Genomic DNA, 22,893 nt, shown 5'->3' with positions numbered 1-22,893 from the left:
CGACCGGCGGCGCCGCGCTTCCGGAGCGCGCCGATGGACCTTCAAGGCTCTCCCCGTTGGGAGATCGCGGTGGCGGCGTTCTTCGTCGCCGCATGCACGCTCGTCCTGTGGGAGACGCGCGACATCCCGGCCGGCACCTTCGAGCCGCTCGGGTCGGCGCCGGTGCCCCAGGCGACGGCGCTCCTCATCATGCTCCTGTCGATCGCGGTCGGCATCGGCGCCTGGCGACGGCTGCGCGCGGGCGCCGAGCCGCCGCCCGAGGATTACCGACCTCGACCCGTCGACGCCGTGGCGATCGCGGCGCTCACCGTGGCCTACGTCATGGTGCTCGACGCCCGCGTGCTGGACTTCGCGCCGCTGACCGCGGCGTTTTTGTTCCTCGCGATCGCGCTCCTCGCCCGCCTTCGGCTGTCCGCCATGGCGGCGGCGGCCGTCGCGGCGGTCATCGTCGGCTGGGGCGCGCAGTACGTCTTCACCCGCGTCTTCGTCGTCGACCTGCCCGGCTTGTGAGGCGCTTGCCATGATCGACGGGCTCACCGGGGCGCTGGCTCACATCTTCACGCCGCTGCCGTTCTTCTACGTCGTCCTCGGCACGGTGCTCGGGATCGTCGTCGGGGCGATCCCGGGGCTGTCGGGCGCGATGCTGATCGCGCTGACCCTGCCGCTGACCTTCTACATGGAGCCGGTCAACGCCATCGTGCTCCTCATCGGCATGTACGTCGGCTCGATCACCGGCGGGCTCATCACGGCGACCCTGCTGCGCATGCCGGGCACGCCCTCCAACGTCGTCACGACGTTCGACGGGCACCCCATGGCGATGGCCGGCCGCCCGGGCCGGGCGCTGGGGCTCGGGATCGCGGCGTCCTTCGTCGGCGGCCTCGTCTCCTGGATCGTCCTCCTGCTCCTCGCCAAGCCGCTGTCCATCTGGGCCACCCGCTTCGGCCCGTTCGAGTACTTCACGCTCATCCTGATGGCGATGGTGCTGATCGCCTCCGTCAGCCAGGGCTCGATGGTGAAGGGGTTGATCGCAGGCTTCCTCGGCATGCTCGTCTCCATGCCGGGCGTCGACCCGTCCGCCGGTCAGCCGCGCCTCACCTGGGATTGGTACGTGCTCAACGGCGGGCTGAAGCTGTTGCCGGTCCTGATCGGCATCTTCGCCGTGAGCCAGATCATCGGCGACATCGTCTCGATCGCCAAGAAGATCGAGCGGATCGAGACGTCCCTGTCGGGCATGCTGATGTCGCTCAGCGACTGGCGGCGGCAGGCGGTCAACCTCGTCCGCTCCTCGCTGATCGGCACGTGGGTCGGCATCCTGCCGGGGATCGGCGCCTCGATCGGCTCGATCATGGCCTACACCGCGGCGAAGAACATGAGCCGGGCGCCGCAGGAGTATGGCCACGGCTCGGAGGAGGGCATCGTGGCGTCGGAGGCCGCGAACAACGCCACCGTCGGCGGCGCGCTGATCCCCCTCATCGCCATGGGCATCCCCGGCTCGGTGATCGACGCCATCCTCATCGGCGCCCTGATGATCCACTCGATCCAGCCCGGGCCGACGCTGTTCCTGACCAACGCCGACGTCGTGTGGGCGATGATCGCCGCGTGCCTCGTCGCCAACGTCATCATGTACGTCGTCATGATGGGCTCGGTGAGGTTCGTCAGCCAGGTGATGTACGTACCGCGCACCTTCCTGCTGCCGATCATCCTGGTGTTCTGCATCATCGGGGCGTTCGCGCTCGACAACACGATGTTCGACGTGTGGGTAATGCTCGGCTTCGGGGTGCTCGGCTTCGCGATGGAACGGGCGGGCTTTCCCCTGGGGCCGTTCGTCATCGGCTTCGTGCTCGCGCCCCTCATGGAGGAGAAGCTGCGCTCGGGGCTGATGATGACGGCCGGCTCCATCGAGCCGATGTTCACCCGCCCGCTGCCCCTCATCTTCCTGTCGATCGCCCTCGTCCTCCTCGTGTTCCCCTTCGTGCGGACGTGGCGGGAGGCCCGCGCGGTGCGGGCGGCGGCGACCTCCGCGCCGTCGTCGGGCGATCGCGACCCGACGCGATGAGCGGGACGTTCGAGGGCTACGCGCGTGCCGACGGCCGGTTCGGGACGCGCAACCACCTCCTTGTCCTGTCCGTCACCGGGCTCACGGGACCGTCGGGCCGTCGCATCGCGGCCTCGCTGGCGGGTGCCGTCTACGCGGGCACGCCCTACGGCGGCGGCATGGTCGGTGAGGACCGCGCCACCCACCGCCGCGCGCTCGCAGGGCTGGCCGCGCACCCCAACGTCGGCGGCGTCGTGGTCGTGGGTGCCGACGAGGGCGCCGTCGACGAGGTCGCGGCGGAGGCGACGAGGGTCGGCACGCCGGTTGAGCCACTGGTGTTCGACCACGTCGGCCACGATGCGCTGACGTTGATCGACCGCGGCGTGCGCGCCGGCGCCGTGCTCCTGAAGGACCTCTCGCGCCAGCGGCGACGGTCCGTGCCGTTGTCCGGCCTGACGCTCGGGCTGGAATGCGGACGGTCCGATCCCTCCTCCGGCCTCGCGGCGAACCCGCTCCTGGGCGCCGTCGCGGACGCCGTCGCCGACGCCAGCGGCATCGCGATCGTCGGCGAGACCGTCGAGTGGCTCGGCGCCGAGGACCGGCTCGCCGAACGGGCCGCGTCGCCGGCGCTCGCCGAGTCGATCCGCGCGGCGGTCGTGCGGCGCGAGCGCCTCGCGATCGACGCCGGCGTCGACCTCACCGGGACCAACCCGAGCCGCACCAACATCGAGGGCGGGCTGTCGACCATCGAGGAGAAGTCGCTCGGCGCCATCGCGAAGGCGGGCACGGGCCCCATCGCCGGCCTCCTCGCCTACGCGGAGCGTCCGACCGCGCCTGGCAGGTGGCTGATGGACGCCCCCGCCTACGCGCCCGAGTCGGTCACCGGGTTCGTCGCCGCGGGCGCCAACCTCGTGCTGTTCACGACGGGGGTGGGCAACTCCTTCGGCAGCCGCCTCGCGCCGACGATCAAGCTCACCGCCAACGCCGCGACCGCGGAGCGGCTTGGCACGCAGGTGGACGTCAGCGCGGCGGCGCTCGCCGCGGGACGCGAAGACCTTCCCGAGGCCGCGCGCCGGCTCCTGGAGGAGGTCCGCGCGGTGGCCTCGGGCACCCTCACCTTCTCGGAGATCTTCGGCGACGGCGAGGAGACCGTCAGCCGCCTCGGCGAGGCGCTGTGAGCGCCGACGCGATCATGCTCGACCCCGCCGACGAGGTGGCGACCGCGCTGCGAGCGCTCGAGCCCGGCGCCGAGGCCGTCGTCGCCGGACCCGACGGCCCCGTGCGGATCAGCGTCCGCGACGCGATCCCTGCGTTCCACAAGCTCGCGCTCACCGACCTTCCGAGCGGCACGCCGGTGCGCAAGTACGGCGCGGTGATCGGCGCGACGACCGCCCCGATCGCACGCGGCGGCCACGTCCACGTCCACAACCTGCGAAGCCTCAGGGCTCGCGCGAAGGACGCCGACGGGTAGGAAGCTTGCTGATCGTCGTCGCGGTCCTCCAGAGGCTCGGCCCACCTCCGCCGGACGATCTCCTATCCTCCCCACGGCTGAGCGGCGCTTCGACTCCCGGATCAACTCCTCACGCCCGCCGCGCTTGCGCTGCTGTACGATCAGATATATCAGCGTGGATACTGTTGTGCCACGGGAGAGCCCATGCGGGCGTTCATCGTCGGAACGAGCCACGTCGGTGAGGCCATCCTGCGGTTCGCGGCGGTCATCCTGTTCGCCGTGATGATCGTCACCGTCAGCTACGAGGTGGTGATGCGCTACGTGTTCGGCGCGCCGACCTTCTGGAGCGAGGAGCTGGCGCGCACGTCGATGATCTGGCTGGTGATGTTGGGTTTCGCGCTCGGCATCCGCCATCAGGCGAACATCCGCGTCGACTTCCTGCTCGAGGCGTTCCCCACGTGGGCGCAGCGTGCGGCGGCGTGGGCGCGCTTCGCGTGCGTCGCCGCCTTCGCCATCGTGCTCCTCGTCCATGGCTGGCAGCTTGCGAGCAGCAACATGCGCCAGACGATGCCCGGCCTCGGCATTGGAGTGTTCTGGCTCTACCTGTCCGTGCCGGTCTCCGCGGTGGCGATGCTCCTGTTCACCGCCGAGCTGATCCTCAAGGGCGAGCGGGGCGCCTTCTGATGGGCGTCGCGGTGCTCGTCGTGACGCTCCTCGTCACGCTCGCGATCGGGCTGCCGCTTCCCTTCAGCCTCGGCGTGGCCTCGCTCGTCACGCTCGTCGTCGTGGAGCCCGGGCTGCCGCTCACCATCGTGCCGCAGCGCTTCATCGCCGGGATCAACTCGTTCGCGTTCATGGCGATCCCGTTCTTCCTGCTTGTCGGCGAGCTGATGAACGCCGGCGGCATCACCCAGCGCATCATCGCGTTCGCCAACGCGCTGGTCGGCCACATGGCCGGCGGCCTCGCGCAGGTGAACGTCGTCTCCTCCATGCTGTTCGGCGGCATCTCGGGCTCGGCGACCGCCGACACCGCCTCCATCGGCTCGATCCTGATCCCCGCCATGGTGCGCGAACGCTACGACGCGGACTTCTCGGTCGCGCTCACCGCGTGCTCGTCGACCTGCGGGCCGATCATCCCGCCGTCGATCACGCTCATCATCTATGGGGTCGTCGCCAACGTCTCGATCACCGACCTCTTCCTGGCGGGCTACACGCCGGGGCTCATGCTCGGCGCCGGCCTCCTTGGCACGAGCTGGTGGATCTCCCGCCGCCGCGCCTACCCGGTCTACGAGCGGGCGAGCGTCGGTCAGATTTGGCGGGCGTTCCTGTCCGCATCCTGGGCGGTGTTCCTGCCGTTCCTCATCATCGGGGGTCTGCTGTCGGGCGTCTTCACGGTGACCGAGGCCGCCGGTGTCGCCGTGGTCTACGCGCTCGTCGTCGGCCTCTTCGTCTACGGCGACCTCAAGCTGCGCCACCTGCCGGGCGTGTTCATCAGCGCCGCCATCAAGGTCGGCACCCTGATGACGGTGGCGGCGGCGGCGCTGCTCTTCGCCTGGGTCCTGACCATCCTCGAGGTCCCCCAGGTCGTCGCCGCCGCGATCCTCGAGGTGTCGGCGAACAAGTGGGCCATCCTGGCCCTCTTCAACGTCCTGTTCCTGTTCGTCGGCATGTTCATGGAGGCCAAGGCGGCGCTCCTCATCCTACTGCCGGTGATCCTGCCGGTGCTGCCGGAGGTCGGGATCGACCCGACCCACTTCGGCGTCGTGATCGTGTTCAACCTGCTGATCGGGCTGGTCACGCCGCCGATCGGACTGTGCCTGAACCTTGCAGCGCGGATCGGCGACGTGCGCATCGACCGCGCCGCGATCGCGGCGCTCCCCTTCATCGCGACGATGCTCCTGGTGCTCCTCATCATCACCTACGTGCCGTTCGTCGTCCTGTGGCTTCCCGAGCTGGCGCGCTGAGCCGCGGCGTCAGCCCAACCAATCCAGCGGCCAAGACGAGGAGGAAGACCGTGACCCATCCCATCACGAAGGCATCGCTCGCCGCGTTCGCCGCGCTGGCCATCGCGTGGCCCGCAGCGGCCGAGACGACGTTGCGCCTGGCGCACAACGTCGACCCGGCGGACCCCCGGCACACCGCCGCCGAAACGTTCGCCCGCGTCGCAGCCGAGGAGTCGGACGGCGAGCTTGACGTGCGTGTCTTCCCCGCCGCGCAGCTCGGCAAGTCGAACGAGGTGCAGGAGGGGCTTCAACAGGGCACGGTCGACATCGTGCTCGAGAGCATCGGCACCCTGTCCTCCTTCCACCCGCTCGCCGGCATCGAGTCGATGCCGTACCTGTTCCGCGACGCCGAACACTACCTTGACATCTGGACCGGTCCGGTCGGCGAGGAGATCAAGCAGACGATCGCCGAGGAGGCGAACTTCAAGCTCCTCGGCCACATGTTCCGGGGCACGCGCGAGCTCACCTCCAACAAGCGGGTGGAGTCCATCGAGGACCTCGAGGGGCTCAAGATCCGCGTGACGCCCGTCAAGGAGCGCCTCGTCACCTGGCAGACGTTCGGCGCCAGCCCGACGCCGATGCCGTTCTCCGAGGTGTTCACCTCGTTGCAGCAAGGGGTGATCGACGCGCAGGAGAACCCGCTGCCGACGATCGCCAAGAACTCGCTGAACGAGGTCCAGGACTACCTCATCCGCACCTCGCACATGGCGAACGGCTTCACCTTCCAGATGAACGCCGACAAGTTCGAGGCGCTGCCCTCCGAGCTGCAGCAGGCGCTGGAGAAGGCTGCCGCGGCCGCAGCGCAGGAGTACAACGCGTACATCGAAGCCAACGAAGAGGCGCTGCTCAAGGAGCTCGAGGCCGGCGGCATGACCGTCATCGAGATCGACCAGACGCCGTTCCGTGAGAAGGCCAAGGAGGTCGTCGCGCAGTTCCCCGACCTCGAGCCCTGGTACCTGCGGATGACCGAAGCCCAGTGACGCCCTTCGGTTGGGCGGTGCTGGTCGCCGCCCAACCGACCCCCTTCAACGCACGAGAGCGAGAGCACGGCATGCCCAAGGACAGCTACGACATCGCGGTCATCCATGGCGACGGGATCGGCCCTGAGGTTTGCCAGGCGACGCTCGACGTGCTCGCCGCGCTGCCGACCGTCGGCCCGCTGCTGCGCTTCACCGAGCATCCCGGCGGCGCTGCTGCCTACCGCGAGCACGGCGCGGCGCTCCCGGAAGCGACGCTGGAGGCGGTGCGCCGGGCCGACGCGACGCTCCACGGCGCCGCGGGCGACCCGGCGGTCACCTACCCCGACGGCACCGAGGTCGGGCTCGACTTCGGCCTGCTCCTGCGATTTCGGCTCGACGTCTACGCCAACATCCGCCACGTGAAGCTCTACGACGGCGTTCCGACGGCGCTCGCGAACCGCCGTCCGGGGGACATCGACTACGTCATCCTGCGCGAAAACGTGGAGGGGCTCTACGCCTCGCGCGGAGGCGGCAACATCCTGCGCGACCGGGTGGCGACGGACACGCTCGTTATCACCCGCGAGGGCACCGAGCGCATCGCCCGTCGCGCCTTCGAGCTCGCCCGCAAGCGGTCGGGCGCTCCGGCCGACGGCGTGCGCCGCGTCACCGTGTGCGACAAGGCAAACGTGCTGCGCTCCTACGCGTTCTTCCGCAAGGTCTGCAGGGAGGTGGCCGAGGACTATCCCGACGTCGAGGTCGAGTACGCGATGGTGGACGCGCTAACCGCGCACCTGGTGATCCGGCCGCAGCACTACGACGTGATCGTCTCGGAGAACATGTTCGGCGACATCATCTCCGACCTCGGCCCCGCCACCGTCGGCGGCCTCGGCATGTCCCCGACCGCCGAGCTCGGCGACGACGTCGGCTTCTTCCAGGCCGCGCACGGCTCGGCACCCGACATCGCCGGCCAGGGGATCGCGAACCCGCTGGGCACGATCCTGTCCGCCGCGCTCATGCTCGACTGGCTCGGCGAGCGGCACGACGACCGCCGCCTGACCGAGGGCGCAGCGCACCTCAACAGGACGGTCGAGGAGGGGCTCGCCGACGGCACGCTCCTTACCCGCGACCTCGGCGGCACCGCGGGAACATCCGAGGTTACCGCGAGCCTCGTCGATCGGCTCGGGGCGAGCGCGGCCGTGGCGTGAGCGGGCGCCCAGCCCCGTCGACTCGGCGCGCGGTGAGCCCGGCGACGGAGCCCACGGAGAGCCTGAAGGCGCGCGCCTACCGCGCGATCAAGACGAGGGTGCTGACCAACCAACTCGCACCAGGCACCTTCGTGAGCGACCAAGAGGAGGCGATGCGGCTCGGCATGAGCCGCACTCCGGTGCGCGAGGCGCTCCAGCTCCTGGAGAGCGACGGGCTCGTCGCCGCCGAGCCGCGTCGCGGCGTGCGCGTGCTGTCGATCTCCCGGGCCGACGTGCGGGAGGTCTACGAGGTGTTGACCGCGCTCGAGGTCAAGGCCGTCGAGCTCATCGCCGCTCGCGGGCTCGGTGCGGAGGGCCTGGCCCCGCTCGACGAGGCCTGCGAGGCCATGTCCGAAGCGCTCGACCTCGGCGTGCTCGATCGCTGGTCCGAGGCCGACGAGGCGTTCCACAGGGCGCTGCTCACGCTGTCGGGCAACCGGCACCTCATGGAGGCAGGCCTGCGCTACCGCGACCGCATCCAACGTGCCCACTTCGTCGCCCTGCGGCTGCGCCCGGAGGCGCGTCCGAGGGCCTCGCTCGCGGCCCACCGCGCGCTCGTGGATGCACTCGCCCGAGCCGACGGCAAGCGTGCGGTCGACCTCCACGCGCGGCAGCGCGAGGGCGCCGGTCGCGAGCTCATCGGCATGCTGGACCGGCTGAACCTCGACGCCCTTTGAGGCCTCGTCGGGCCGTGAGCGACGGTCGGCCGAGCGCAACGTCGCGCTCGCCCTGTTGACGCGGTCGCCCGATGGTGTTGCGCACGGCGTGATCGCCTCGTCGCCGACGACGCGAGCCCGGGGGGACGAAGGATGCGCGTCAAGAACCTGCTCTTCATCTTCTCAGACCAGCACGCCAAGCGGGTCACGGGTTGCTACGGCGATGAGGTGGTGGCGACGCCGCACCTCGACCAACTTGCCGCCGAGGGCGTCGCGTTCGACGCCGCGTACTGCCCCTCGCCGATCTGCGTTCCGAGCCGGATGGCGATGCTCACCGCGCGCTGGCCGTTCCGCCAAGCGTGCTGGACCAACGACGACGTGCTGCCGTCGGGCCTGCCCACCTGGCTGCACGCGATGGGCGCCCGGGGCACCCGCCCGACCCTGATCGGCCGTCTGCACGCCATCGGTCCCGACCAGCTCCACGGCTATGCCGAGCGTCAGATCGGCGACCACTCGCCCAACGTGCCGGGGGTGACACGCCAGTCCCTCGGCGTGCTGACCGGGGCCAACGATCCCGAGCCGCGCGGCCTGGCGAACTGCGGGCCCGGCTTCAGCGCCTACCAGGCGAAGGACGATGCGGTGACGGACGCGGCCTGCGAGTGGATCGCACGCAACGCCGAGCGGGAGGCGTCGGCCGGCGGCTTCTGCCTCACCGTCGGGCTGATGCTCCCCCATCCGCCCTACGTTGCCGAGCCGGAGGCGTTCGCCCGCTACCACGGCTGCGTCCCCCCGCCACGGCTCGCGCCCCCCGACGTGGAGCACGAGTTCTTCCGCTGGTGGCGCCACGATCGTGGCGTGGCGGCGGCGGACGAGGCCGCGATCGAGCGGGCGCGGGCGGCCTACTGGGCGCTGGTGGAGCACACCGACTCCCTCGTCGGCCGGATCGTCGCGGCGCTCGAGGCGGCCGGGCTCGCCGACGACACGCTCATCGTCTACGCCTCTGATCACGGGGATCACGTCGGCGAGCGGGGCCTGTTCTGGAAGCACACGTTCTACGAGGAGTCCGCCTCCGTGCCCCTCGTCATGCGCCTGCCGGGCGTGCTGCCGGCGGGCGAGCGCCGCACGCGGCCGGTCAACCTCATCGACCTCGCGGCGAGCATGGTGGACGCGCTCGGCGCGCCGACGCTGCCCAACGCGGACGGTCGCAGCTTCTGGGCCTACGCCCGGGACGGCTCCGCGCCCTGGGGTGGGCCGACCTTTTGCGAGTACTGCACCGACCCGGTGCCCTACTGGACGGGCGGCCGCGCCGTGCAGCAGCGCATGATCCGTCGCGGGCGCCACAAGCTGTCGATCTACGACAGCGGCCCGCCGCTGCTGTTCGACCTCGCAGCCGACCCCGACGAGGTCGCGGACCTCGCGGCCGATCCAAGCCACGCCCCGGTGCGCGACGCGTTGATGGCCGAGCTCACGGCCGAGTGGGACCCTGAAGCCATCCGGGCCCGCATGGCCAGCATGCGGCTCGACAAGGACCTCCTCGCGGCGTGGGCCGAGAGCGTGCAGCCGCTGGACGCCTACGTCTGGCACTTCGATCCCGGCATCAACCGCCTCGTGCGCTAGAGCGGTTCGCGCTCAATCCGGGTCATAGCCTGCGGCCTTGAAGGAGGCGCGTGCCTGTGCTGGCGTGACGAGGTCGAGGCTCTCGACGATGCGGTCCCACAGGTCGTCGATGGGTTCGCTCGGCAGCCTTGCGCAGGAGAGCCTTGATCCTAGCGAACGCCATCTCGATCGGGTTGAAGTCGGGGCTTTAGGGCGGGAGGAACATCGGATTGGCGCCGCTGTCGATCAGATCGCGAATGCATCTGCTCTTGTGGGCTGCCGAGGTTGTCCATGCCGACGACGTCGCCCGGCGACAAGCGCGGCGCGAGAACCTGTTCCACATGGGCCTCGAACCCGACACCGTTGATCGCCCGGCCCTGGCGCCTGGCGCGGCACGAGCCGGTCCGTCGCCACTCCTCGTACCATCGGATCGCGGTGGACGGGGCGACGTCGAACCGTGCCGCGGCCTGGCGACGGGACGTTGCGTCGTCGATGGCGCGCACAACGCGAAGGCGAAGATCATCAAAAAGGCAGCTTGGGCATCACGGCTGACCCTCCGCCGCCAGCCATGACGGTGGATCAGGCTTCGCCTGATTTCGGGGATCCCGCCCCGATCCGCAACGAGCGCGAACCGCGCTAGCCCATCAGGCGCGCGCGGCCCGGCGGAAGCGTTCCGCCACCGCGTCCGCGCCTCGGGCGAGGATCGCCGCGTCCATGTCGACGGCGGCGAACACGGAACCGGCCGCGATCATCTCCTCGTTGAACGAGGGGTCGAGGCTGAGCGCGCCCGCGGGCTTGCCGGCCGCCCGGATGCGGCGGATGGCGTCGATGGTGGCCTCGCGCACCTCCGCCCGCGTTCCCTCGCCGGCGAAGCCCATGGACGCGGCGAGGTCCGAGGGGCCCACGAAGATGCCATCGACCCCGTCCACCGCGGCGATCGCCTCCACCGCCTCGATGGCTGCCGTGCTCTCCACCTGCACCACGAGGCAGATCTCCTCCGCCGCCGCCTTCGCGTAGCCCGGGATGCGGCCGAAGCGCGTCGCCCGCGTGATGCCGGCGACACCGCGCACGCCGGACGGGGGGTAGCGCACCGCCGCGACGGCCGCAGCGGCCTCCTCAGGGCTCTCTACGAACGGCACCAGGAGCGACTGCGCGCCGACGTCGAGGAGCCGCTTGATGGTGACCGCGTCGTTGCTGGCGGGCCGGACCACCGCCGAGACCGGGTAGGCCGCGGCGGCTTGGAGCTGCGAGACCACCGTCACGGGGTCGATGGGCGAGTGCTCGGTGTCGAACAGCAGCCAGTCGAACCCGGCGCCGGCGACGACCTCCGCGGCGTAGGAGCCCGGCAGCGAGCACCACAGGCCGAGCTGCAGCCGACCCTCGGCAAGCGCCCTCTTGAACGCATTGCGCGGCATGTCCATGGCGTCCCTCCATCCATCATCGGTCAGCTCGAAAGGTCGGCGAGGCGACGCAAGGTGTCAGGCGTCGTCGTCGGTAGCCCGAAGAACTCGAGGTAGGCCGGGATCATCTCGAACAACATGTCGTACCCCGTGGTGACGGTGCAGCCACGGGCGCGCGCCGCGGCGACGAGCGCGCTTTCGCCGGCGGACAGGACGACGTCGCCGACGTGGGTCCCTTCGCGCAGACGGGACGGGTCGAACGGCAGCGGGTCCGCCGGCTTCATCCCAAGCGGCGTCGCGTTGATGACGAGGTCCCAGCCCGAAGGGTCGGCGTCGCCGACGACGAGCGCGAGGTCCGTGCGGTGCGCCGCTAGCCGGGCGGCGAGCACCTCGCTGCGGACGCGATCCACGTCCGCCAGACCGAGCCGCGCGACGCCGGCGGTGGCGAGCGCGGCGGCGATCGCCGAGCCCGCCCCGCCGGAGCCGACGACGAGGGCCGAGGCTCCGAATGGTGAGCGACCAGCCCTCGCCATGGCGCGCACGACGCCCTCGCCGTCGAACATGTCGCCGACAAGCCGCTCGTCCGCAGCGCGCCGCACCGCGTTGCAGGCGCCGGCAAGTCGCGCCGTTGGCGACGCGTCGTCGACGAGCCCCAGCGTCGTGCTTTTGTGAGGCATGGTGACGAGCGCGCCGCGCACGTTGCTGAGCCGCATGACGAGGGGCAGCAGCGTGGCGAAGTCGTCGGCGGACGCGCCGAGGGGCACCACCGCGGCGTCGATGCCGCGAGCCGCGAAGTAAGGGTTGTAGATCTTGGGTGCCGCGAACCCCTCGGTGGGGACGCCGAGGTGCGCCAGGATCGCCGTGCAGCCGGTGATGCGCGGCGCGGCGCTCACGCCGGGGCGATGAGGCGGGCGACGCGCCGCAGCGCGAGCAGGTACCCGTCCGTGCCACAGCCCGCGATCACGGCGTCGGCGCGCAGCGAGACGTAGGAGTGATGGCGGAAGGCCTCGCGGCGGTGGATGTTGGAGATGTGTACCTCGATCACCGGCCCCTCGAAGGCGGTGAGCGCGTCGAGGATCGCCACCGAGGTGTGGGTGTAGGCCGCGGGGTTGATGACGACGGCGCTCGCTGCCTCGCGCGCCTCGTGGATCCAGCCGATCAGCTCGTGCTCGGCGTTCGACTGCAGGAACCGCGTCGCAAGGCCGAGGTCGTCGCCGAGCGCGGCGCACGCCGCCTCGACGTCGCCGAGGGTGGCGTGGCCGTAGATGTGCGGCTCGCGCAGCCCGAGGAGGTTGAGGTTCGGGCCGTTCAGGATGAACACTGGCTTCGTCACGAGGCTCCCCTGCGCCGCGGCTATGTGCGACCGGCCGGTCGCAACCCCTACGGCACGAGCACCGGCGCACCGGTGGTGCGGCGCGCCTCGAGGTCGTCGTGGGCCTTAACCACGTCGCGGAAGTCGTAGCGCGGGCCGACGTCGAGGCGGATCGTCCCGTCCCGCGCCGCGGCGAACACGCGGTTCGCGCTCGCGACGAGGTCATCGCGCGATGCGATGTAGGTGCGCAGCGTCGGCCGCGAGACGATGAGCGACTTGTGGTGGAGGTCCTGGAGCGGGAACGCCGGCACGGGACCCGACGCGGTGCCGTAGTTGATGCCCATCCCCATCGGCCGCAGGCATTCCAGCGAGGGGATGAAGGTGTCGCGCCCCACCGAATCGTAGACCACATGGACGCCGGCGCCGTCGGTGATGCGACGGACGCCCTCCACGAAATCCTCGGCGCGGTAGTCGATCACGTGGTGGCAGCCGCCCTCCCGCGCCAGGCGCACCTTGTCCGGCCCGCCAGCGGTGCCGATGACCGTCGCCCCCAGCGCGCGGGCCCAGCGCGACAGGATCAGGCCGACGCCGCCCGCCGCGGCGCTGACCAGCGCCCAGTCCCCCTCGCGGATGGGGTAGAGGCGGTGGACGAGGTAGTCCGCCGTCATCGCCCGCAGCAGCGTCGCCGCGGCCACGTCGTCGGCGACGTCGTCGGGGAGCGCGACGAGCCGCGCCGCCGGCACGTTGCGCACCGTGGCGTAGGCCTCGGGGTGGACGTAGGCGACCCTGTCGCCGGGGCGGACCTCGGTAACCCCCTCGCCGACGGCCTCGACGCGGCCCGCCCCCTGCGTGCCGGGCACCGCCGGGAAGCTCGACACCGAGTGAGGTCCAGGGTCGCCGCGGCGCAGGTAGATGTCGGCGAAGTTGAGCCCGATGGCGGTGTGGGCGATGCGGGCCTCGCCGGGACCGGGCGGCGGCAGGTCGACCTCCTCGAGCTTGAGGACGTCCGGCGCCCCCTGCTCGTAGATCCGCGCGACGAGCGCCGCGTCCGTCACCGGCCCTCGAACCGCGGCTTGCGCTTCTCGACGAACGCGCGGCGGCCCTCCACGTAATCCTCGGACGCGAAGCACCTGGCCACGGAGGCATCGACCGCCGCCATGTCGCGCGCGTCGGGGTCCTTGACGGCGGCATTGATGCCGAGCTTGGCACTGCGAATCGTGAGCGGCGCGCCCTCCGCGATGGAGGCGAGGTAGGCGCGTGCCTCCTCCTCGAAGGACGCTGCGGGCACGACCTGGTTGACGAGGCCCATGCGAAGCGCCTCCTCCGCGCTGTAACGCCGAGCGGTGAAGAAGATCTCCTTGGCGTTCGCCATCCCGACCACGTCGACGAGGGCGCGGATGCCGCCGTAGCGGTAGCCGAGGCCGAGCTTGGCGGCGGGCAGCATGAAGCGCGTGTTGTCCGAGGCGAAGCGCAGGTCGCAGGTGAGCGCGGTCGCGATGCCGCCGCCGACGCACCACGTCTCGATGATCGCCACGGTCGGCTTCTCGAGCCCGGAGATCGCCTTGGACGCCCCGTCGACCGCGTCGTCGTACACCTCGACGGTCTCGGGGGTAGAGCGCACACGGTCGAACTCGGAGATGTCGGCGCCCGAGACGAAGGATTCGTGCCCCTCGCCGCGAAGGGCGACGACGTTGACCGCGGGATCGTCGGCAAAGGCGCGGACGAGGTCCGGGATCTGCCGCCACATGCCGAGCGTGACGGCGTTGCGTCGCCGCGGGTTGGCGTAGATCAGCCAGCCGACGCCGTCCTCGACGCGGGCGATCATCTGCGGCGTATACCCGTCGGCCTCGGCCTCGGGGGTCGCGACTGCGAGGGACATCTTTGCTCCTTAGGTCTCGGTCTCGACCGGCACGATGCCGTCGTAGGGGATCGCGACGGACGCCTCCTGGTTCACCTCGAACACCGACCACGCCGGCGCCGACACGCGCAGGGTCATCGCGCCGCCGTCCACGGCGACGAGGTAGTCCCAGCTGTCCCCCAGGAAGGAGCGCTTCGCCACCGCCACGGGGAGAACGATCGCATCCCCGTCCGTCGTCGGCGCCGCATCCTTCGGCAGGAGGCGGATCGCCTGCGGCCGCAGGGAGGCGATGAGGTTGCGTCCCGTGCCCTGGCGTACCAGGCGCTCGGTGGGCACCGTGAAGCCCGCGAAGCGCACCGAGCCGTTCGACGCCTCGCCCTCGATCAGGTTGGTGCGACCGATGAACTCCGCCGCGAAGCGGGTGCGCGGGCGCGTGTAGAGCGCGTAGGGCGTGTCGAGCTGCTCCATGCGGCCGTGGTTGATGACGGCGATGCGGTCCGAGATCGCCATCGCCTCGGACTGGTCGTGGGTGACGTAGACCGTCGTGACACTGAACTCATCGTGCATGCGGCGGATCTCGCCGCGCATCTCCTCGCGCAGGTTGGCGTCGAGGTTGGACAGCGGCTCGTCGAGGAGGAGCACCTTGGGCTGGACGACGACGGCGCGGGCCAGCGCGACGCGCTGCTGCTGGCCGCCGGACAGCTCGTTGGGGTAGCGCTCGGCGAGGTGGGAGAGCTGGACAACCTCGAGGATCGCGCCGGTGCGCTGACGCACCTCCTCCGCGCGCAGCCGCTGCATCCTGAGCCCGAACGAGACGTTCTGGAACACCGTCATGTTCGGCCAGATGGCGTAGCTCTGGAAGATCATCGACATGCCGCGGCGCTCCGGCGGCTTGGCCCCGGTCGACGAGGAGATCGTCTCGCCGTCAAGGATGATTGCGCCGTCGGTGGGGTCGATGAAGCCCGCGATCATCCTCAGCGTCGTCGTCTTGCCGCAGCCCGACGGGCCGAGCAGCGACAGGAACTCGCCGGGCGCGAGGTCGATGGAGATGCCGTCGACCGCCGTCGTCGGCCCGTAGCGCTTCACGACTCGGTCGAGGGCAAGCTGTCCCTTCATCGAGGCCCCCTCACGTGCGCCCCATCAGTTCCGCCGGAGCATGAAGTCGCGGCCGAGCAGGCGCATGCCGATGGCGACGACGAGCGTGGTGACGGTCAGCAGGACGACGCCCATGGCGGCGAGGATCTCGTACTGCCCCTGCTCGGACAGGTCGAGGGTCAGGATCGAGATCACCCGGCTCTCGGGCCCGGTGAGGAACACCGCGGTCGAGAGCTCGCGCGTCGAGATGACGAAGATCAGGATCCAAACGCCAAGGAGGCTCTTCTTGAGCAACGGCGCCACGACCTGCCGCAGGACGGTGAGGCGATTGCCGCCGAGGATGCGCACGGCCTCCTCAAGCTCGGTGTGGAGGCTGCGGATGCCGGCCGATGCGGCGACGAAGGCGATGGGCAGGAAGCGCGTGATGAAGGCGATGATGACGAGCGCGCTCGACCCGTAGAGCTGGAACGGCGGCCCCGCATACGCGGCGTAGAAGCAGACCGCGAGGACGATGCCGGGCACCGCGATGGGCGCCACTGCGAGGAAGGCGAGCCCGGACGCGAACGGCAGGAGCTTGCGGATCACGATGTAGGCCACCGCGAAGCCGAGCACGCAGCACACCGTGGCGGAGATGGCCGAGTAGACGACGGTGTTGGTCATCGCCTCGCGCACGGTCTCCTGTCGGAACAGGATGTCGACGTAGTTCTCCAGCGTGAGGTTGGACCACGAGAGCGGCTGCGCCCACGCCCGCGAGAGTGAGGTAAGGAAGAGCATCCCCGCCGGCAGGATGATGGCGAGCAGCGACACGAACGCGCCGTAGCCGAACAGCACCCAGCGCCACGGTCCCAGCCGGAGGGGCTGGCGTGCGCCGCCCTTGCCGGCGACGGCGACGTGACCTCCGCGTGACAGGAGGAGCCGCTGGGCCACGAGGAGGACGATGGTGATGAGGACGAGCGGGACGGAGAACGCCATCGCGGTCTCGATGCGCATCGGGTACTCGAAGAACATCGTAAGCTGCGTGGTCGCCACGTTGTAGCGCGCCGGGATCGCGATGAGCGCCGGCGTGCCGTAGAGCGCGATGGTCTCCAGGAAGACGAGCATCCCAGCGCCGACGATGGCCGGCAGCGCGAGCGGCAGCGTGACGAGCCAGGTGGCGCGGAGCGGTCCGGCTCCGTGGATCGCGGCGGCCTCCTCCATCTCCGAGGAGATGAGGTCGAGGGCCGACGTCGCGAAGATGAAGATCAGCGGGAAGAGACTGAGCGCGATGACAAACGCGAGGCCCCACATCGAGAAGATGTCGAAGGGTCCCTGCTCAGCTCCGGTCAGTCCGGTGGCGATCTGGTTGAGCCAGCCCGCGTTCGGCCCGGCGAGGAGGATCCAGCCGATCGCGCCGAGGAACGGCGGCATGATGAACGCGCCGATGACGCCGAGGTAGAGCGCGCCGCGGGCCGGGACGTCGGTCCGCGAGACGGCCCAGGCCATGGGCAGGGCCATCAAAAGCGCGAGCGCCATCGTCGCCGAGGCGAGCTTGATGGTGTTCCAGTAGGCCTGAAGGTTGCGCGAGCGGCCGAGCGCGTCCGCGAAGTTCGACAGCGTCACCCCGCCCTCGGGCGTCGAGAACGCGTCGATGACGAGCCGCGCGAGCGGGTTGATGATCAGGAACGCGAGGATCACCGCGAGGAGCGCGAGGACCCACAGCGACGGATCGACGACGCCCGCCCACGTCCTTGGACGCGGACGGGTCGCCGACGCGACCTCAGATGCCGAATAGGTCACGCCACATTTCGCTGACTTCGGGGATGCCGTTGATGAGCTGATCGTTCGTCGCCGACAGCGTCTTGATCTCCCCAAGGTCCGCGACGCCGGCCTTCGCCTCGACCCCCGGGATGATCGGCGGGTTCCACTCGTCGATGGCGATCTGGGTGTTCTCCGGCCCGAGCAGGAACTCGATGAACAGCTTGGCGGCGTTCGGGTGCTGGGCGTCCTTCATGATGCCCGACGGCGCGGTGACGACCACCGTGCCGTCCGTCGGGTAGGTCACGGCGACGGGGTTGCCGGCCGCCTGCGAGCGCAGCGTGGTCGCCATCGGCCCGGCCCCCACCTGACGCTCGCCGGACACGATGGTCGTCGTGACGTCGATGATCGAGCGGCCGATGTAGGGGTCCCGCTCGGCGAGCGTCTCGAAGTACTCCCAGCCGTAGAGGTCACGCATGACTACGACCCAGTTGCCCACCTGGCCGGAGTAGCCCGGGTGGCCGACCGCGACCTGACCCGTCCACTTCGGGTCGAGGAGGTCGTCCCAGTTCTTCGGCGCGTCGGCCTCGGACACCGCGTCGGTGTTGTAGACGATGCACACCGGCCCGATGGAGGTGGTGTGGAACATGTTGTCGGGGTCGATGGCCTGGAACTGGGGCAGCGCGTCGAGCTTGCGCGCCGGCTCGTAGGCCATCAGGAGGCCGCGCTCCTTGAGGTCGAGGAAGTGCGCGACGACCGTGGAGGCGAACACGTCGCAGTTGTTGACGCCCGCCTGAAGGTCCTGGTTGAGCCGCTGGAAGGCCACCTGCGCCGTCGTGCGCACGACGTTCACCTCGACGCCCGGGTAGGTCTCGGTGAACTTGGCCCCCATGAGCTCGGCGACCTCCGATCCCACGTGCGCCACGTACCACGTGAGCTCGCCCTCCTCCTGGGCGGCCTGGTACAGCGCGTCGATCGCAGCAGCCTTCTCGTCGGCGCTCATCGGCGACTGCGCGCGTGCGGTGAGTGTGAAGCGCGGCAGGATGAGGCTCGCCCCGCCAGCGGCGAGGAGTGCGCGCCGATCAATCATCTTCGTCCCCCCTTCGGCACGATCGCCGTCCGTCGTCGAGCTGCGCTGGGGCGATGCCCGCGATCGGACCGGCCACTGCCGATGATCGTTGTTGTGTTTCGCAGCGTGGAGCGTTGTCCTCCACGACGGGCGAAGGCTAGCCGAGGCCCAGCCGCCCGGCAAGCGTCGCGCGCCTCAAACGATCAGCGCCGGGTCGGCCGGAGGAGGACGGCGCGTGTGTTTACAGCGATGCCTGAGCGCCCTGCCGACGGCGGCAACGCGCACATACGGTCATCGCACGCGAACTGACGATGGTGCCGCGAAGCTGCGTGGTCTTTACGTCGGCGGCCGCCTCCTCAGTTGCCGACCAGGGCGCGGCGCAGGACGGCCCACGAGCGCCAGGCGTTCACGATGGCGCGAACAGGCCCGGTTCCGCGTCGTCCCGCCGGGACGACGGGGACGAATGTTTGCTATGCCGCCTATCGGGCGATGACGAGCCTCAACCGTCGATGCCCAGGGCGAGCACACGCGAGGAGGCCACGTTGATCCGCTTCTACTACCACCACACGCCGAACCCGATGAAGGTCGCCCTCCTCCTGGAGGAGCTCGGCCTCGCCTACGAGGTCGTCCCCATCGACACCTACCGCGGCGAGCAGCACGGCGAGGGCTACCTCGCGATCAACCCGAACGCCAAGGCGCCGGCCATCGAGGACGACGGGGTGCGTGTCTTCGACTCGTCCGCGATCCTGCTCTACCTCGCCGAGAAGCACGGTAGCCTCCTCGGCGCGCCGTCCGACCGCGGCGAGCTCCTGTCCTGGCACTTCTGGGTCGCGTCCGGCCTCGGACCGTTCTCGGGCCAGTGGGTGCACTTCCAGACCGCCGGCGCGGCGGAGGGCGGCGACTACGCCAAGCGGCGCTACAGGTTCGAGGCCGAGCGGCACTACCGCGTGCTCGACGCGCACCTTGCCGGGCGCGACTTCATCGTCGGGGCCGAGTACACCATCGTCGACATCGGCGCGTGGGGCTGGGTGGACCGCCACGTGCGCGTGCTCGGCGAGGGCGGCATCGACGCCTTCCCCAACGTGCGGCGCTGGTTCGAGGGGGTGAACGCGCGGCCCGCCGTCGCCCGCGCCCGCGCGATGGGCCAGGACCTTACGTTCAAGCGGGACTTCGACGAGGAGACGGCGCGGGCGATGTTCCCATCGAACTTCGCCGCCTGATCCAGCGGCGGCGGACGGTCGCCGTCAGGCGGGCCGCTCCTCCGGCGCTGGCGAACGGGCGACGATTGAGTGGTCGCGCATGGCTCCTACGATGGCAATCGTCTCGACGCTGACGCGGGCCACACGGGCGATCAGGTCGATCACGCGCTCCTTGTGGTCCGCGAGGCGGTAGCGGCAGTCGGGGTTGTCGCGCAGCCAGGCCTCGACGGTGGGGTCGCGGACCTTCTTCTCGCGGTGCTGGTCGAGCACCCATTCGAGGCCCGAGCGGTTGCCGAGGCGGTAGGCCCAGGCCTCGTCGGGCAGGCCCGTCAGCGTGGTCTCGGAGTCGATCTCGACGGTGCCGGCCCCGCGATGGGCCTTGAGGCGGGGCTTGGGGTCGAGCCCGGCGGCGCGGGCGCGCGCGTCGGGGACGTCGCGGCGCTCCACGGGCCAAGGGGCCACGTCCTCGTAGCGGGCGTGGAGCTCCATCAGGCGGGCGCCCCATCCAGCCCAGAGGCCGAAGTCGTCGTGGAAGGGGATGCGGGGGAACTCCCGGCGCAGGTTGATGGCGTAGGCCTCGCGCCAGACGGGGTCGTGCAGCGCGGCGTAGACGTAATGGAAGATCGCGTCCTTCGTGACCCCGGCGCGCTTGCCGTAGCGCGCGGTGAACTTGTTCAGGGCCCAGTCGGTGACGTTGTCGATGCGCTCGCCGGTCGGGGTGTAGCGGTGGCGGGGGAGGTGCTGCGCCGCACTTGGCATGAAGAAATCTTTGTTCGGCACGTGCATGGATGAGAATGCGGAGAACGTTGCGCGCGGCTCGTAGCCAAATAGGATCGTCACATTGTGCGGATCATCAATAATAAATGCCTGATCGTTTTGATAGAGGAACTCGTTGAGTTCTGAGCCATAATACAGCACCTTGTCAAAGAAAGGCCGAAAAGATGATCTGCGAATCTGCCTACTGTCGTAGTCAAGTGCGACTCCAGTTCGAAGAAGGTGTTTGAGGTGCCTCGTCCACTTGATCTGAACGTCCAACTTTTCATCTTGGAAGTCTTTTCCCATCAGGTGATCCTGTGCTGCCTGATACTCACTCAATAGAAACGCAACTTTGCAGCTAAGGCTTTTTTCCTTGAGGTCAGACACCCAATCATCTCTGTTCGTTACTACTCCCAGAGAGAACAGCTTGAACACCGCCCGTTCCTGCCCCTTCACCTTGGCGGCCTTGGTCCTCTTGTCGGCCACCGGGATCAGGTCGTCCCAGTCGTTCTCCACCTGGCCGATCCAGTCGGCGCGCGGACCCGGCACGACGCGCTCCCACTCCGCCCGCGCCGGGTCGAGGCCCGCGAGCCAGGCGAGCTTGTCGCGCGCCGTCTCCTCCTCGGGCCGGCGCAGGTAGCGGATGCCGCCGCCCTTGCCGCCGCGCACGAAGAAGGCGATCGCGACCCCCGTCTGGATGCCGAAGACGTTGTGCTTGGTGCCCGAAAGCCGCGGGTTCGCCCGCACGTCGCCGCCGAGGTCCACGATGAACAGGTCCCCGAACCGCTCCGCCACGTCGCGGCGGAAGCCGTCGAAGGTGCGCGAGTCGAGGAAGGAGCGGTTCGTGACGAACGCCACCACGCCCTGCTCCCTGATCCGGTCGAAGGCCCAGCGGTAGAAGCGCGAGTACATGTCGTAGACCTTGGTCTTCTGCGCCGTCGAGAGCTTGACGAAGGTCTGGCGCACCCGCTCGTCGATCCGCGGGTATTCGCGGTTCTTGTTGTTGTCGTTCTCGTTCTGCTGGTTGGCGTTGTAAGGCGGGTTGCCGATGACCACGGAGATGCGCCGCGCGTCCTGGCGGCGGATGCGCTCGATGTTCTCGTCCGAGAAGCGCCCGAGGAAGCTCATCTGCTGCCCGCGTCGGATGCCCAGCCCCTCGGTCATGTCCAGCGTGTCGGCGAACACGAGGTTGGGGTACTCCGCGAACTGGCCGGTGATCTCGGCGTAGGTCGCCTCGATGTTCAAGTTGGCAACGTAGTAAGGCAGGATCGCCACCTCGTTGGCATGAAGCTCCTCCTTGTACTTGCGGCGCAGCTCCGGCTGGCCGCGGAAGAACTCCAGCAGCTCGCAGATGAAGGTGCCGGTGCCCGTGGCGGGGTCGAGGATCTCCACGCCCGGGTCGATGAGGCCGCGGCCGAAGTGTTCCCGGCAAAGCCAGTCGGCGCCACGGACCATGAAGCGGACGATCTCGTTGGGCGTGTAGATCACGCCCAGCCGGTCGGCTGCCTTCGGGTTGTAGGCCTTGTAGAACCCCTCATAAACGACCTTGAGAAAGGTCTGCTTCTCCGAGTGGGCGTCGATCTCAACCGCGGCTCGCCGGATCGCCGCGTAGTACGGCTCCAGCGCTCGCAGGAGGTCCTGCTTCGCAGCCCCGCGCAGGAAGAGTCGCTCGAGATCGTAGAGCCGCTTGGCGATGTTGTTCTCGCGGTGGAAGTCACTGCGGAAGACGGAGGTGAAGATGTCCTCCGTGAGGATGTGTTGGATGAGCATCTCCCGCACGTCCGCCTCGACGAGCGTCGGGTTGACCGTTTCCCGGGCATGCACAAGGAACTGCGCGGCTGCATCGCGGAAGTGGCCGCCCTCGGAGTAGGCGGCGTCGATCCTGCGTCGCAGCTCGCCGAGGATGTGGGGCAGGTCGTGTCGGAACTGCCCTACCGCGCGCCGCCAATCTTCAATGACGGGCGGCTCGTAGTCGAAAAACCACGCCAAACATCGGGCCAAGGCCTCGGCGTCGGCCATGTTGCAGCGCATGGCCTCAGCGCCGTGCTGCCACAGGACGGCGGTGCGGCTGTCCTCGAAGATGGTGTTCGTGACGGGGTAGCCGACGCGTCGCTTGCGGTCGATCTCGGTGTCAAGGTCGTCGTCGCCGTCCTTAGCCTCCCAGTAACCGTGAACGACCCGGATCGAATGGCGCACGGTGCCGTCGGGCCTGCGACCCCGACCCGGCCCAGTGAGGATTGGCTGCTCTTCGATGAGCACCATCTCATTCGACCTTGCCAGGTCGGATAGGAGGTCGCTGAACGCCTTGCGGATCACCTGCTCGGTGGCTGACCCGGCGATCCTCTTCCGTCGGTCGATGTCGGCCAGGTACGTTCGAACGCGGGCTACGGTCATCTGGCAACCTTAGGTATGTCCGGCGGGAAATACACTAAGCCCTCGGCGCGCAATTCGCGGCGGCGATCACGACTGCGCTTTTTGCTGACGGGAGGTCTCACCGCCTGTTCGCGCCTAACCAAGCACGCTGCAG

The 22,893-nt window shown here is 69.6% G+C and carries 20 protein-coding genes and 2 pseudogenes; 11 read left to right on the top strand and 11 right to left on the bottom strand.

Annotated features, from left to right (window positions below):
• The first annotated feature begins 33 nt into the window (after positions 1 to 33).
• From ACOOE8_RS16345 to ACOOE8_RS16300, 10 genes are all read left to right on the top strand, one after another.
• Complete coding sequence (locus ACOOE8_RS16345) at positions 34 to 510, top strand: tripartite tricarboxylate transporter TctB family protein (protein ID WP_420392475.1); 477 nt, start codon at positions 34 to 36, stop codon at positions 508 to 510.
• A gap of 10 nt (positions 511 to 520) precedes the next feature.
• Positions 521 to 2,056: a tripartite tricarboxylate transporter permease gene (locus ACOOE8_RS16340; RefSeq protein ID WP_420392474.1), complete on the top strand. Its 1,536-nt coding sequence runs from the start codon at positions 521 to 523 to the stop codon at positions 2,054 to 2,056.
• Positions 2,053 to 3,213 carry a UxaA family hydrolase gene (locus ACOOE8_RS16335; RefSeq protein WP_420392473.1) on the top strand — a complete coding sequence of 387 codons (1,161 nt, stop codon included), beginning with the start codon at positions 2,053 to 2,055 and terminating at the stop codon, positions 3,211 to 3,213. Before ACOOE8_RS16340 ends, ACOOE8_RS16335 begins: the two co-directional genes overlap by 4 nt.
• Positions 3,210 to 3,506, top strand: a complete 297-nt coding sequence (locus ACOOE8_RS16330; RefSeq protein WP_420392472.1) for a UxaA family hydrolase — start codon at positions 3,210 to 3,212, stop codon at positions 3,504 to 3,506. Before ACOOE8_RS16335 ends, ACOOE8_RS16330 begins: the two co-directional genes overlap by 4 nt.
• A gap of 183 nt (positions 3,507 to 3,689) precedes the next feature.
• The gene (locus ACOOE8_RS16325; protein WP_420392471.1) at positions 3,690 to 4,169 is read left to right on the top strand and encodes a TRAP transporter small permease; all 480 of its coding nucleotides are present in this window, start codon (positions 3,690 to 3,692) and stop codon (positions 4,167 to 4,169) included.
• On the top strand, positions 4,169 to 5,449 hold the full coding sequence (locus tag ACOOE8_RS16320) for a TRAP transporter large permease (RefSeq protein ID WP_420392470.1): 1,281 nt from the start codon (positions 4,169 to 4,171) through the stop codon (positions 5,447 to 5,449). Before ACOOE8_RS16325 ends, ACOOE8_RS16320 begins: the two co-directional genes overlap by 1 nt.
• A gap of 50 nt (positions 5,450 to 5,499) precedes the next feature.
• Positions 5,500 to 6,468, top strand: coding sequence for a TRAP transporter substrate-binding protein (locus ACOOE8_RS16315; protein ID WP_420392469.1), 969 nt, complete (start codon positions 5,500 to 5,502; stop codon positions 6,466 to 6,468).
• A gap of 71 nt (positions 6,469 to 6,539) precedes the next feature.
• The gene (locus tag ACOOE8_RS16310) at positions 6,540 to 7,652 is read left to right on the top strand and encodes an isocitrate/isopropylmalate dehydrogenase family protein (RefSeq protein ID WP_420392468.1); all 1,113 of its coding nucleotides are present in this window, start codon (positions 6,540 to 6,542) and stop codon (positions 7,650 to 7,652) included.
• A 32-nt stretch (positions 7,653 to 7,684) separates the two neighbouring features.
• Positions 7,685 to 8,368: a GntR family transcriptional regulator gene (locus ACOOE8_RS16305; protein ID WP_420392467.1), complete on the top strand. Its 684-nt coding sequence runs from the start codon at positions 7,685 to 7,687 to the stop codon at positions 8,366 to 8,368.
• Positions 8,369 to 8,500: 132 nt separating this feature from the next.
• The gene (locus ACOOE8_RS16300; protein ID WP_420392466.1) at positions 8,501 to 9,964 is read left to right on the top strand and encodes a sulfatase-like hydrolase/transferase; all 1,464 of its coding nucleotides are present in this window, start codon (positions 8,501 to 8,503) and stop codon (positions 9,962 to 9,964) included.
• A 12-nt stretch (positions 9,965 to 9,976) separates the two neighbouring features.
• Here ACOOE8_RS16300 and ACOOE8_RS16295 read toward each other — a convergent pair.
• The 10 genes and pseudogenes from ACOOE8_RS16295 to ACOOE8_RS16250 form a co-directional block, all read right to left on the bottom strand.
• Positions 9,977 to 10,311, bottom strand: a pseudogene (locus ACOOE8_RS16295) (transposase); the annotation flags it as partial.
• An 87-nt stretch (positions 10,312 to 10,398) separates the two neighbouring features.
• Positions 10,399 to 10,446 (bottom strand): annotated as a pseudogene (locus ACOOE8_RS16290) (hypothetical protein); the annotation flags it as partial.
• A gap of 141 nt (positions 10,447 to 10,587) precedes the next feature.
• A complete protein-coding gene (locus ACOOE8_RS16285) occupies positions 10,588 to 11,364 on the bottom strand; it encodes an aldolase/citrate lyase family protein (RefSeq protein ID WP_420392465.1) in 777 nt (258 codons plus the stop codon).
• A 23-nt stretch (positions 11,365 to 11,387) separates the two neighbouring features.
• Positions 11,388 to 12,236 (bottom strand): shikimate dehydrogenase family protein, encoded by an 849-nt coding sequence (locus ACOOE8_RS16280; RefSeq protein WP_420392464.1) that lies wholly within the window; start codon positions 12,234 to 12,236, stop codon positions 11,388 to 11,390.
• Positions 12,233 to 12,676 (bottom strand): type II 3-dehydroquinate dehydratase, encoded by a 444-nt coding sequence (gene aroQ, locus ACOOE8_RS16275; protein ID WP_420392463.1) that lies wholly within the window; start codon positions 12,674 to 12,676, stop codon positions 12,233 to 12,235. Before aroQ ends, ACOOE8_RS16280 begins: the two co-directional genes overlap by 4 nt.
• A 47-nt stretch (positions 12,677 to 12,723) precedes the next feature.
• Entirely contained in the window at positions 12,724 to 13,710 is a 987-nt protein-coding gene (locus tag ACOOE8_RS16270) for a quinone oxidoreductase family protein (RefSeq protein WP_420392462.1), read from the bottom strand.
• Positions 13,707 to 14,534, bottom strand: coding sequence for an enoyl-CoA hydratase (locus ACOOE8_RS16265; RefSeq protein WP_420392461.1), 828 nt, complete (start codon positions 14,532 to 14,534; stop codon positions 13,707 to 13,709). Before ACOOE8_RS16265 ends, ACOOE8_RS16270 begins: the two co-directional genes overlap by 4 nt.
• A gap of 9 nt (positions 14,535 to 14,543) precedes the next feature.
• The gene (locus ACOOE8_RS16260) at positions 14,544 to 15,629 is read right to left on the bottom strand and encodes an ABC transporter ATP-binding protein (protein ID WP_420392460.1); all 1,086 of its coding nucleotides are present in this window, start codon (positions 15,627 to 15,629) and stop codon (positions 14,544 to 14,546) included.
• 24 nt (positions 15,630 to 15,653) lie between these two features.
• On the bottom strand, positions 15,654 to 17,384 hold the full coding sequence (locus ACOOE8_RS16255; RefSeq protein WP_420392459.1) for an ABC transporter permease: 1,731 nt from the start codon (positions 17,382 to 17,384) through the stop codon (positions 15,654 to 15,656).
• On the bottom strand, positions 17,365 to 18,432 hold the full coding sequence (locus ACOOE8_RS16250; RefSeq protein WP_420392458.1) for an ABC transporter substrate-binding protein: 1,068 nt from the start codon (positions 18,430 to 18,432) through the stop codon (positions 17,365 to 17,367). The genes ACOOE8_RS16255 and ACOOE8_RS16250 overlap by 20 nt, the downstream gene beginning before the upstream one ends.
• Before the next feature lie 521 nt (positions 18,433 to 18,953).
• On the opposite strand from ACOOE8_RS16250, the gene ACOOE8_RS16245 reads away from it, so the two are divergent.
• Positions 18,954 to 19,631: a glutathione S-transferase family protein gene (locus ACOOE8_RS16245; RefSeq protein ID WP_420392457.1), complete on the top strand. Its 678-nt coding sequence runs from the start codon at positions 18,954 to 18,956 to the stop codon at positions 19,629 to 19,631.
• 24 nt (positions 19,632 to 19,655) lie between these two features.
• Here ACOOE8_RS16245 and ACOOE8_RS16240 read toward each other — a convergent pair whose 3' ends face one another.
• Positions 19,656 to 22,760, bottom strand: a complete 3,105-nt coding sequence (locus tag ACOOE8_RS16240; RefSeq protein WP_420392456.1) for a type ISP restriction/modification enzyme — start codon at positions 22,758 to 22,760, stop codon at positions 19,656 to 19,658.
• Positions 22,761 to 22,893: the final 133 nt, after the last annotated feature.

The sequence above is a fragment of the Acuticoccus sp. genome, assembly GCF_965213555.1.
Taxonomy (GTDB): Bacteria; Pseudomonadota; Alphaproteobacteria; order Rhizobiales; family Amorphaceae; genus Acuticoccus.
The sequence above is the reverse complement of the archived record's forward strand: the minus strand, read 5'-3'. Positions and strand labels throughout refer to the sequence as shown.